Origin of the sequence: Methylobacterium sp. J-072 (assembly GCF_022829425.1) — a bacterium.
Classification (GTDB): domain Bacteria; phylum Pseudomonadota; class Alphaproteobacteria; order Rhizobiales; family Beijerinckiaceae; genus Methylobacterium.
In genome coordinates this window covers 1-9,797 of the sequence record NZ_JAKSYK010000098.1, presented here as the reverse complement: position 1 = coordinate 9,797, position 9,797 = coordinate 1, and the positions used below count along the sequence as shown (strand labels likewise).

Genomic DNA, 9,797 nt, shown 5'->3' with positions numbered 1-9,797 from the left:
TATGGATCGATAGTCGTCGCTTTGCCAGAAACAACACCGCTGCCTTGCAGGGCCGCAAGCGCCTGATTTCGAAGGCTAGCGTTGCGGCCTATTAACTATTCTCGGGCACGCCATAGCTCCGGCGGCTGCAAGCATTTTTGGATCGACGGCTGCCTCATGAGGCCCGCTGTGTCGCTTCCATCCATATCTATCCGCAGCAAACTCATCGCTGCATTCTCGGTACTTCTGCTGTTTCTGGGCGGTCTGAGCGCGATCGGTTTGTGGAGTGCGTCCACAATCAACGGGCTGCTCCTCGACGTCGAGACAAACTGGCTGCCGAGCGTTCGCACCGCTGGTCAAGTCGATGCCCTGACAGGCCGGTACACGACGAGTCTGCTCCGTCACATCCTCACGGACGAACAACAGATGCTGGGTAGCGTCGACAAGGACCTTTTGGATCGTGCCCAGAGGATCGAGACGACCGCCAAAGCCTATGAGGGTCTGATCAGCTCACCTGAGGAACGGGCGCTCTACGAAACCTTCTCCCATGAATGGCGCTCTTTCATGGTCACTGTCGAGCCTATCCTCGTATTGTCGCGAAGAGGCGAGAAAGCGCAGGCTCTCAGCCTTTATGAAGCCAAAGGTGTGCAACCGCGTCGTAATGCTTCAGCAGCGCTAGACAAGATCATCAAGCTCAACCAGGACGGCGCTCAACAGGCGGAGAAGAATAGTCAGGCGACATATGGTCAGACGCGCCTGATGTTGGTCGGCGCTGGGCTTGTGGCGGTGGTTCTAGCGATCGCGCTAGCGGCCTTGATTGTCCTGAGCATCTCGCGCGGTATCCGCTCGGTCGTGGGGCCGATGCAGTCTCTCGCGACTGGCGATCTCACCGCTGCCATCCCGCATCAGGGTGAGAAGACCGAGATCGGGACGATCGCAGACGGGGTTCAGGTGTTCAAGGATGGCCTGATCCGCATGAAGGCGTTGGAAGAAGAGACCGCGGAGGCCCGCCTAGCAGCCGAGGAACAGCGCAAGGCCGGCATGCGCCAGATGGCCGAGAGCTTCGAGCAGGCGGTGGGCGGCATCATCGGCATGGTGTCGTCGTCAGCCACCGAGTTGCAGGTGACAGCGCAGACGATGACGGCCACCGCGACCGAGACGGCTAGTCAGTCGACCACAGTCGCGGCCGCGGCCGAGGAGGCCGCCAGCAACGTCAACACGGTTGCCGCCGCCGCCGAGGAGCTGGGCTCGTCGGTGCAGGAGATCAGCCGGCAGGTCGCTGGCTCAGCTGAACTAGCACAGCTCGCCGTGCACGAAGCGGATCAGACCGGTGCTTTGGTGTACGAGCTTAGTGCCGCGGTGGCGCGGATCGGCGACGTAGTTGGGCTGATCTCGACCATCGCCGGACAGACCAACCTGCTGGCGCTCAACGCCACCATTGAGGCCGCACGGGCTGGCTCGGCCGGCAAGGGCTTCGCTGTCGTCGCCTCCGAGGTGAAGGCACTCGCCGAGCAGACCGCCAAGGCCACGAGTGAGATCTCGGGTCAGATCGCCCGTATCCAAGCCTCGACAGGCCAGGCCGTCACATCGATTGGCGGCATCACCGGGCGGATCCGCGAGATCAGCGGCGTGGCGACGTCGATCGCAGCCGCCGTTGAGCAGCAGGGCGCGGCCACCCAGGAGATCGTGCGCAACGTCAGCCAGGCTGCGATGGGCACCGGTGAGGTGACCAGCAACATCTCAGGCGTGGCCGGCGCAGCCGAGGAGACGGGTGCGGCCGCGAGCCAGGTTCTTGGAGCGGCCTCTGAACTGTCGCGCCAGTCCGAGCACCTCGCGGCCGAGGTTGGACGCTTTCTTGCCACCGTCCGGGCAGCCTAAAGGGTTGAGCGCCGGTGGGATGTCAAAACGTTCATCTGCCCATCGATGAAGTTTTGGGTCTCCCAGACGCTCTGGCGGGTGCATTTGCCGAGAATACGGAGCTCGTCATCAAGGGCCGCATACCCGCATTCTTGGCAATCGCTCACAGCGAAAATGGCACTTCACTGAGCTTAGACGGGCCCGCCCATCTAGATCGTGATGACGAGAATGGTGTTATCAGCGTAGTGGAATACCTTTCATCCCTAGTCCATGAGGACGACAGAGGAAACAGGTTGCATATGTCTCTCGACTTGAGCATGCCGATCCTCGTCGTTGATGACGCACAGACGATGGTACGTATCATCAGAAATCTATTGAAACAGCTCGGTTTTGAAGAGATCGACGATGCGTCCGACGGCACAACTGCGCTTGCTCGCCTGAAAAATCGCAAATACGGGCTCGTAATCTCAGATTGGAACATGCAGCCGATGACTGGCTATGAGTTACTTCAGCATATACGTGCTGACGAGATTTTACGGTCTACCCCGTTTCTCATGGTCACCGCCGAGTCGAAGATCGAGAATGTACTCGCGGCAAAGCGAGCAGGTGTGAATAATTACATCGTGAAGCCATTCACTAGCGTAACGCTGAAGGCCAAGATAGAATCGGTCTGCTCTGGAAATATCGGCAACGATACCATTACGGTTGTCCGATAACGAGGAACGAGGAAAGCACGGCTACCGGTCGAGGTAACGATCGCTTAAGGCTTGGCATGCCACGGTTGGGTACGGAGGAAATACAGCGAGGTACGCGATGTCCCTGCTCCCCCAGCTGGTTCGTCCGTTCCGCTCCGCCCGCACCTGGATCGCACTCGGCGTACTGGCTCCGGTCGGCATGCTCACGGCATCCGGGATGATGCTGTTGGATCTGCGACAGGACGCCTGGGACAAAGCCGAGCAGACTTCCAAGAACCTCGTCCAGGTGCTTGAGCGCGACATCGCCCGCAATATCGAGATGTACGATCTCTCGGTGCACGCCGCAGCCGACAACCTGAACGCTCCAGGAGTCGCTCAGCTTAGCCCCGCACTGCGCCAGCTAGTCCTATTCGACCGAGCTGCCACAGCCCGCGACATGGGCGTGATGATCGTCCTCGACGAGCATGGTGATATCGTCGCCGATCTCGATGCGACTCCCCCGCGCAAGGGGAACTACGCCGACCGCGACTACTTTCGGGCACACCAAACACGGGCCAGCCTCGGCCTCTTCGTCGGGCAGCCACTTATCTCACGCCTGACCGGCGAGCGGATGCTGCCCTTCAGCCGACGCATCACCAAACCGGACGGCTCGTTCGGCGGCGTCGTGATGGGCAGCATGAAACTGTCCTACTTCACGCGGTTGTTCAGTCAGATCGCCCTTGGGCGGGACAGCGCGATCAACCTGTACCTGCGCGACGGCACGCGGGTGATGCGCCAGCCCTTCGTCGAGGCCGATATCGGCGCCAACATCGCTAGTGCCCCGACCTTTCAAGGGTTTGCGCGTCAGCATAGCGGCAGCTTCGTCCACACCTCGGTCCGGGACGGTATCGAGCGGCACTACACCTTCACGCGTGTCGGCGACCTGCCGCTGATCCTCAACGTCGCCCTGTCGACCGACGAGATCGAGGCGGAGTGGCGTGTGAAGGCACTCGTCATCGGCGGCATCGTACTGGTGCTCTGCGGACTCACGATCGCCCTCTCGCTTCTGTTCGGGCGCGAGCTGCGTCGTCGAGAAGCGATGCAGGCCGAGCTCGAAAGGTTGTCGCTGACCGACACTTTGACGCGTCTTCCCAATCGCAGAGCCTTCGAGGACGCTGGAGCCCAGGCCTGGGAAGTCGCCCAACGCAACGGCCAGTCGCTGTCGCTGCTCATCGTCGACGCCGACCACTTCAAGCGCTTTAACGACCACTATGGCCATCAGGTCGGAGACGAGGTGCTGCAGGGCCTAGCGCGCCGCCTATCGGCCAGCGTGCATCGACCTAACGATCTCGTCTGCCGGGTCGGCGGCGAGGAATTTGCCATCCTTCTTCCGGATACGGATCAGGCGGGCGCGCTTCGCATCGCGGAGAAGGTACACGCCGAGGTAGCGACCCTGGCGATCGGATCAGCTGGCATCGGGGCCGGTGCAGTCACAGTCAGCATCGGGCTCGCAGCGATGGTGTCGGGCGGCACGGAGGTGTCTGCGCTAGCGGACCTGTATCGTCTCGCCGATACCGCACTCTACGAAGCCAAGGCCGGCGGACGAAACCAGACACGTTGTGCGAGGCTGAAGAGTGCCCAACCCGAGGCGCAAACTCGCAAGCTTCAGTTGGTCGGAGCATCGTAGGAATTTGCGACACCTGCCTACTTAAGCTGCATGCTTGGGATCACTCTGGGCCGCCCTCGACGGTGCCGCGAGGCAGTGCCGATCGAATGCCACCGCTACGGGCCGGAATGCGCGTACAAGATCCGCGTCGAGCCGCCCCGCCATGCCGTCCAGAATGGCGTAGGCCTGCGCCGCGTCCATCGCTGCCTTGTACGGCCGACGCTCGATCAGCGCCGCGTGGATGTCACAGATCGTCACCAGCCGGACCAGGTCAGGGATCTCGGCTCCCCTCAGCCCGTCCGGGTAGCCCGAGCCGTCGAGCATCTCGTGGTGCGAGCGCACGACCGCGAGCAGTGACGCGTCGAAGCCGCCGTTGACGAGCATGGCGTACCCCTCTGCCGGATGGGTGCGCATCACCGCCATTTCGGCCACGTCGAGTTTGCCCGGCTTGTTCAGGATCACGGTCGGGATCTTCGTCTTGCCGACGTCGTGTAGCAGGGCGGCTTTGGCGAGATGATGACGGTCGGCGGCACCAAAACCGAGGGTCCCGGAGAACGCAGCGGCGAGGCCGGCCACGAGCAGGCAGTGCTGGTGAGTGACGTCGTCGAAGCGCTGGACCGCCCGCACCCAATCGTGGATGCCGACGTCCCGGATGGCCTGGATGATCAGCTCAGTGCCGGTGTCGGCTACTGTAGTAGTGATCGCTCGGCCCGAGAAGAACACCTCCGCGAAGAACTGCCTGGCCTGGGCCGCCTGCCGTTCGCCTGTCGCAATCGACCCGGTTTGTCCACTGATTTGGGCGAGCTTGTCGGTGACGAGCCGCGCCGCAGTGTTGGCGGGGAGCGTGGCGGTCGCGCCGAGGATCCGGGCCTGAGCCTCGGCACGAGCGACGTTGCCATGGACGAGGAAGAGATACGGCATGCCCTCGCCGCGCACCCGTTCCAGGATGCGGCGCATGAGCACGAGCGCCTCGGAGTTCAGGCCCTCCACATCGCTGACGATCAGGCCGGCGCCGCTAGACGGTGTCGCCTCGTCGTAGAGATCGTGGATCCGGCATGTGCCGAACCCGCCGAGATCGCGGGCTAGGCGCCTGCCGCGATGAATGTCGTCGGTGATCAGCAGAAGCTCGCCCATCGCCTGCCCAACGTCTGTCGTCAGAGGATCACGCGTTCATTGAAGGTCAGTGGGCCGAACGGCATCCGGAACGCCACGCCAACGCCCTCGGGGGTATGGCGCACGACCGTCGCGTAGCGCTTGCCCACCGTCACCGTCGCACCGACCTGAGGCCTCCTATCGAGGATCAGAGCGGCGCCCGTCATGGATAAGTCGGTGACGAAAGCTTCGGCCGTGCGGGCGCCTTGCAAGGCGATCCTGACATCGCGGTGTACTGGAACGATGCGAGCAGCCTTGCGCTGATCTTCCCGGTCGTCGGCACTGCGCATCCATTCCAGGCGGGCCTCGATCCGGGAACGGCGCTCGGCGTTGGCCACGAGTTGAAAGACGAAGCCTCCGGGTCGTCCGTGGAGCACGACGCCGTCGAACATCCCGAGATCATCGAGGTAGCAGATCACGCGCGCTCCTGCCTGAGGGAGGGGCCCTTCTGTCAGGCGGCGCAGCTCGACGAAGTCAGTGGCGGATACGTCGGCGAGGCACGGCACGTCCTCACCGCCAGACAGGCAGTATCTACCCTTGGTTGTAATTCTAAACCGATCTAGCACGGAAGTTGTCTCCGCTCGTTCGCACAACGGAGAGTAGCAATAGATCGGTTTAAGATTCGTCTAAACCTCAGCGAGCTTTGGACTAGGCAGTACAACAGCAGACGAATTTAATCGAGCTGCTTAGTGGCCACGCGCTGTGTTCGTCATACCGTCCGGTCGCAGCCCATCACTGCATGGCTCGGCTGGCCTTACCGCCAGCGCGGATTCTCGCTCGGGCTGATCGGTGGAGGTCGCCAGCCGCTTGTCGGCAGCCCTTCTTCGGTGCCGTTTTCCCCGATTCTGACAGGACTAGAACTTCAGTAGGCGTGCTGGTCACGCTTTTGACCCCTCCCCCTTGAAAGGCGGGGCCGTGACGCCCCTTCCCTGGGGCAGGGGTAGACCAGGCGGTATTCCCCTTCCGGGCCAGCCGCAACCATGCCAGCCACTCCGGGCTGATGATGCGCAGCACGTTCGTGTCGTTGCGGAAGCCGGTGATCTGGCGCTCCTCGACGGTTAACAGACCCAGCCGGGCCGCCTCGCGGATTGCGTTCTTCACGGTGGAGCGGCACACGCCCGCGACAGCGGCCATGTTCTCGATCGACAGGCGGCAATCCTTCCGGCGGACGACCTCAGCCGCCACGAGGGCGAGGACCGCCTGCTCAGCCAGCGTGAACCGGGTCGCTAGCCCCGGTGGAAGCCGCCCCGAGGCGGCCCAGCGGCGACGGCGCTCCATCGAGGCATCCGTGCGCGGGCGCGAACCGACGGCCCTCCTGGGGCTTCCTGCACAATTTGAGGGCGAAAGTGTCAAGCCAGCGTCGGCTGTTGCCGTTGGGTTCGAGCTCTGTCCGGATTTCTGTCCACCTTCGGATGAACGACGGGCGTCAATAAGTTCAGACAGGCTCTCCGCCTCGGCTTCCGTGACCTTCCCGTCCCCGTAGGCGCGCCAGAGTAGCGCCGTCACTTGCGGCAGGGTGATTCGGGTCGCAGCCTCGATGGCGCGCCTCAACTGGTCGGCAAACATGGTCCTCGGCCCCGTGAAAGGGCCGCAACAGGTCGTTCCGGGCCGCCGCAGGGGCGTCCGGTCCACAAGGCAAAGCCTCATCGTCGTCGGAAATGGCGTTCCGACTTGACGCCTGGGGGCGTCTCATGGCTTGTGGGGATTGGAAACGGGCCCACAGGCCACTTAGATTTTCGACGGCTCTCCAGTTTGGCGACTGGGGGGCCGTTGGCTTTTCAGGGGTCGACTTGCGGCGGCGTGGTCTCCTGATGGTGCCGGCGACTCGCACAGACCGCGCGCCAGCCGGACATGGCATGTCGGCCGGACGGCACGGTTAAGTCAACGTTGGGACCCCAGTCGATAGCCCGCGCATTCCCGATGGTGCACACAGAGCCCCATCGAGCATGATCGCGCTGACCCCATCGGACATCGGTCGGACCGTCGCCTATCGAGACCGCCCGGGTGTGGTGCCCGAACGGGGCATCGTGACGTCCTTCGACAGGTTCTTCGTCTACGTCCGCTATGGCGCCGACCTTCACAGCCGAGCGACCAAAGCCAGCCATCTCGAATGGGTCCGGTAGGTCTCGCCCGATGCATCGTGTGGTTGACCATTTTGAGGAGACGCCGTGACCGAGCTTGAGAGGGTCGAACGCGAGATCGCCACCCTGGAGAAAAGCGTTCGGTCCTCGTTGCGCGCACTCGAAGACCCAGACCTGTCCGCGGAAGGGGGCGAGGCGCGAACGAGCGAGCATCGAGCTCTACCAGCGGCACCTCGACGACCTGCTCACGAAGCGCGATGATCTACAGGCTCTGATGGGCGGCTGAGCGCAGCTGTCCTGGACCAACCGGCGAGGCGCAACACTTCGTTGACCGCTCGAATGTAGGTTTTCTTGAGCGACCGGGCTTAGCGTCCGAACGCCGGCAGAGCAGTGTGGCCCATCCCCCCGGTGCCATGCGGCCTCGTCAGCGTCGTCGCGTGAAGGCCCGCCCCCGTCGACCTGTCGAGGGCGGGCCTTCTGCATTTACAGGGGGCCTAGGCTGCTGCGGCAATCCATCGATCTGGCACCGCCGAGCTTGCGGGCGTATCAGGCCGGCATGGCCAAGCGCGCGAAGCAACTGCCTCAGGACCGCGGCTCCATCCTGTTCGACGTCGTCTTCGAGGATGGCAGTCGCGCCTCGAACCGTCGCGTGCCGATGGAGATCCTGGGCGGCCTGGATGGCGATCAGCCGGCGCGCGATCTCGTCGAGCAGCAGGAAGCCGAGATTGCGGAGAAGGCTGGTCGAGCGCCGCGGGGGATCCAGAGCCTGACGCGAACGTCTAAGCCGGAGCCGAAGCCCGTTCGAGAGTAGCACGTCACCGCCCGCCCCTGAGCGACGGCCTCGGTCTCGCTACAGCGGGGGGCTACTAGCACCGAGGATACACACGAGGCGGTCCGTTCCCCGGCTGAAGATGAGCAGCACTACAATGCACGCAGGACTATCGACCATCGCCGATCTACGGAAGAACGGCACCATCAACAGCCAGGAGATTGTCGCGGCGATTGATGCCTATCTCAGGGATCCGGCGGCTGGTCCCTATCGCTTCGCTAGCGGCCACAGCGTCGACCTCGCGGCTCTCGTCAACGCGACACCCGCTTTCGAAGCGGTGGACCGGTCCGGACCGCAGGAGAAGGCGTTCCGGACGGTGCTGGCCGCCATCGTCATGTCGGCTCAGGCAATCAAGCTCTGATCCGCCTGCTTGAGTTTCTGCAGCGTCGCCCGCGTCTGCGCGACGTGCGGCGGCTCGGGGCAGCCTAGCAAGGTGCTGATTGCTTCGTGACAGGCGAGCCAGCACTGCATCGTCAACGCTAAATCCGCCCCGGCGATGTCAAAGCCGTAGCGGTCCACTCGCCGATTGGCAGCTCTCATACGGCGGTTGTACCATTGGACTTGCATTATCAGGATCAGAAAACGCGCGGTATCGAGCCTCGAGAGGCGTCGAAGTGCGGCCACGCGCGGCGATTTGATTGGAATGGCAATCGGCATCAACGCACCTTGACGATGTCAAGAAGCGCTACTCCCGCAGCTGCGAGCACGTTCCCTCGCCCACCCCAGCGCAGGGGCTCCACCTCGATCACCGTCGCCTCCAGCGCCACCTCCGGCAGCACGGCCTCGGGCGTCTCGGTCTCGCGGTCGGCGTCGTTGCCGCGCATCCAGACCACCTGACTGCCTGTGTGGTTCTCGGGCGCTGCCAGGGACGGTTCATCGTCGGCGCCGTCCTCAAGGTCCGTGTCGCCGTCCATGCAGTTCAGCACGGCGATGATGCGGTCCGCCGCGTCGAGGGCGGCCCGGGGCGGCCTCGCACGAGGCTGATGTCCGTTGGCAAGCACGGAGTGGCCAGATGCGAGCCATCCTCATTGCTGCGGTAGTAGCGATCGCGATTGTCACCGTCTTGGTCCTCGGTGGACTGAAGGGCCGCGGCATCGGCTGATCTTTGGCTCCTGTGGCCTTGCGATCACGCAAATTCTGAATTGACGAAACCTTAACTTTTGCCGCTAGCGACCGATCCCGGTCTATGGGCAACGATGGATGCGCTTCTGCGGGCCTCCTTCGATGCTGATCCCTTTGTACGACCGCCTGCATCGCTACATCGTGGTAGCATTGCTGTGCGGCGGCCTGGCGATGATGGGAGCGGCCTGGATGTGGGACGCAATGTGATGAGCCAGCACAACAGTCAGGGCCGATAGGGCAGCTGAGGTGAAGTCGCCGATCAGCTTCCCCTGAGCTGTAGCCGGGGATCTCTTCTGGGCATGAGTTCAGGCGGCTTAGTGTACCACTGTGGTGTACCAAGTTAGCCCTACAACTCATTTCTGAGCAATGAGTTTGTGCCTTTCCAACAGGTTAAGAAAACCTGGTGGAGATGAGGGGAATCGAACCGCTGACCGGTT

Annotated in this window: 11 protein-coding genes; 6 read left to right on the top strand and 5 right to left on the bottom strand. The window is 63.0% G+C overall.

All coding sequences use genetic code 11. The features are described from left to right. Positions 1-168: 168 nt before the first annotated feature. The 3 genes from MKK67_RS10865 (at position 169) to MKK67_RS10855 (ending at position 4,197) form a co-directional block, all read left to right on the top strand. Entirely contained in the window at positions 169-1,857 is a 1,689-nt protein-coding gene (locus tag MKK67_RS10865) for a methyl-accepting chemotaxis protein (RefSeq protein ID WP_243964173.1), read from the top strand. A 278-nt stretch (positions 1,858-2,135) separates the two neighbouring features. After that, the gene (locus MKK67_RS10860; protein ID WP_243964174.1) at positions 2,136-2,552 is read left to right on the top strand and encodes a response regulator; all 417 of its coding nucleotides are present in this window, start codon (positions 2,136-2,138) and stop codon (positions 2,550-2,552) included. A 97-nt stretch (positions 2,553-2,649) separates the two neighbouring features. Then, entirely contained in the window at positions 2,650-4,197 is a 1,548-nt protein-coding gene (locus tag MKK67_RS10855; protein WP_243964172.1) for a sensor domain-containing diguanylate cyclase, read from the top strand. Positions 4,198-4,218: 21 nt separating this feature from the next. On the opposite strand, the gene MKK67_RS10850 is transcribed toward MKK67_RS10855, so the two are convergent. From MKK67_RS10850 to MKK67_RS10840, 3 genes are all read right to left on the bottom strand, one after another. Then, positions 4,219-5,310 (bottom strand): HD-GYP domain-containing protein, encoded by a 1,092-nt coding sequence (locus MKK67_RS10850; protein WP_243964171.1) that lies wholly within the window; start codon positions 5,308-5,310, stop codon positions 4,219-4,221. Between the two features lie 20 nt (positions 5,311-5,330). After that, a complete protein-coding gene (locus MKK67_RS10845) occupies positions 5,331-5,747 on the bottom strand; it encodes a PilZ domain-containing protein (RefSeq protein WP_243964170.1) in 417 nt (138 codons plus the stop codon). Between the two features lie 313 nt (positions 5,748-6,060). Continuing rightward, the gene (locus MKK67_RS10840) at positions 6,061-6,894 is read right to left on the bottom strand and encodes a helix-turn-helix domain-containing protein (protein ID WP_243964169.1); all 834 of its coding nucleotides are present in this window, start codon (positions 6,892-6,894) and stop codon (positions 6,061-6,063) included. A gap of 380 nt (positions 6,895-7,274) precedes the next feature. Between MKK67_RS10840 and MKK67_RS10835 the strand changes: the two genes are divergently transcribed. From MKK67_RS10835 to MKK67_RS10825, 3 genes are all read left to right on the top strand, one after another. Continuing rightward, complete coding sequence (locus MKK67_RS10835; protein WP_243964168.1) at positions 7,275-7,451, top strand: hypothetical protein; 177 nt, start codon at positions 7,275-7,277, stop codon at positions 7,449-7,451. Positions 7,452-7,965: 514 nt separating this feature from the next. Next, positions 7,966-8,220, top strand: a complete 255-nt coding sequence (locus MKK67_RS10830) for a hypothetical protein (RefSeq protein ID WP_243964167.1) — start codon at positions 7,966-7,968, stop codon at positions 8,218-8,220. A gap of 115 nt (positions 8,221-8,335) precedes the next feature. After that, positions 8,336-8,599 (top strand): hypothetical protein, encoded by a 264-nt coding sequence (locus MKK67_RS10825; protein WP_243964166.1) that lies wholly within the window; start codon positions 8,336-8,338, stop codon positions 8,597-8,599. Here MKK67_RS10825 and MKK67_RS10820 read toward each other — a convergent pair. Both MKK67_RS10820 and MKK67_RS10815 read right to left on the bottom strand, forming a co-directional pair. Continuing rightward, positions 8,581-8,895, bottom strand: coding sequence for a hypothetical protein (locus tag MKK67_RS10820; RefSeq protein ID WP_243964165.1), 315 nt, complete (start codon positions 8,893-8,895; stop codon positions 8,581-8,583). The two genes, MKK67_RS10825 and MKK67_RS10820, sit on opposite strands and share 19 nt — an antisense overlap. After that, a complete protein-coding gene (locus MKK67_RS10815; protein WP_243964164.1) occupies positions 8,895-9,239 on the bottom strand; it encodes a hypothetical protein in 345 nt (114 codons plus the stop codon). The genes MKK67_RS10820 and MKK67_RS10815 overlap by 1 nt, the downstream gene beginning before the upstream one ends. Positions 9,240-9,797: the final 558 nt, after the last annotated feature.

Excerpts from the sequence above, each read along its gene's own strand:
- MKK67_RS10850 (WP_243964171.1), bottom strand. The coding sequence starts at position 5,310 with ATGGGCGAGCTTCTGCTGATCACCGACGACATTCATCGCGGCAGGCGC.
- MKK67_RS10860 (WP_243964174.1), top strand. The coding sequence starts at position 2,136 with ATGTCTCTCGACTTGAGCATGCCGATCCTCGTCGTTGATGACGCACAG.
- MKK67_RS10835 (WP_243964168.1), top strand. The coding sequence starts at position 7,275 with ATGATCGCGCTGACCCCATCGGACATCGGTCGGACCGTCGCCTATCGA.
- MKK67_RS10840 (WP_243964169.1), bottom strand. The coding sequence starts at position 6,894 with ATGTTTGCCGACCAGTTGAGGCGCGCCATCGAGGCTGCGACCCGAATC.
- MKK67_RS10820 (WP_243964165.1), bottom strand. The coding sequence starts at position 8,895 with ATGCCGATTGCCATTCCAATCAAATCGCCGCGCGTGGCCGCACTTCGA.
- MKK67_RS10855 (WP_243964172.1), top strand. The coding sequence starts at position 2,650 with ATGTCCCTGCTCCCCCAGCTGGTTCGTCCGTTCCGCTCCGCCCGCACC.
- MKK67_RS10830 (WP_243964167.1), top strand. The coding sequence starts at position 7,966 with ATGGCCAAGCGCGCGAAGCAACTGCCTCAGGACCGCGGCTCCATCCTG.
- MKK67_RS10825 (WP_243964166.1), top strand. The coding sequence starts at position 8,336 with ATGCACGCAGGACTATCGACCATCGCCGATCTACGGAAGAACGGCACC.